General features: G+C 66.9%; 1 protein-coding gene. It reads right to left on the bottom strand.

The window, feature by feature from the left end; translation table 11 throughout:
* The coding region (locus HW466_RS31265) for an N-acyl amino acid synthase FeeM domain-containing protein (RefSeq protein ID WP_425129840.1) at positions 1 to 465 on the bottom strand (465 nt) is incomplete at its 3' end.
* Positions 466 to 504: the final 39 nt, after the last annotated feature.

The raw sequence follows: 504 nt of genomic DNA, 5'->3' as shown, positions 1-504 counted from the left end.
CAGGTAGCGCTTGACCACGGCCTTGAACAACAGTCCCGACAGGCCATACGGCGCGCTGTCGAAACGACGCCGGCGCCAGGCGGGATCGACGATCAGCCGCTGCGGCTCGACCAGTTGCGTATAGCGCTTGAGCGGGCCGAGCGGGAAGAACCGCTCGATCGGCAGGCCGACGCGCGAATCGCCCACCACGCGCACCGTCGCGATCATGACTTCCGCCGCGCCGGCGTACGGCCGGACGAACACCGCCAGATAGTCGCCGCTGGCGTGATAGTCGTCCTCCACTGCATGCACGTCGTCCTCGACCTCGAGCAAGCCGCGCTCGGCGCCGTAGACGCGTTGCCACAAACCACCCACTTCGTGCATCGACTGCGGATCGTCGCGATCCAGCGTGCGTACCGTGAACTGCGGGAAGGCATCGGATGGCGCCAGCCCGGGGGGAGCCCAGGCTGGCGCAAGCGCTTCCACGACGGTCGATTCATCTTCCGGCATAGGCAGTACTCTCGT

Origin of the sequence: Burkholderia territorii (genome assembly GCF_902833055.1) — a bacterium.
GTDB lineage: Bacteria > Pseudomonadota > Gammaproteobacteria > Burkholderiales > Burkholderiaceae > Burkholderia > Burkholderia territorii.
The sequence above is the reverse complement of the archived record's forward strand: the minus strand, read 5'-3'. Positions and strand labels throughout refer to the sequence as shown.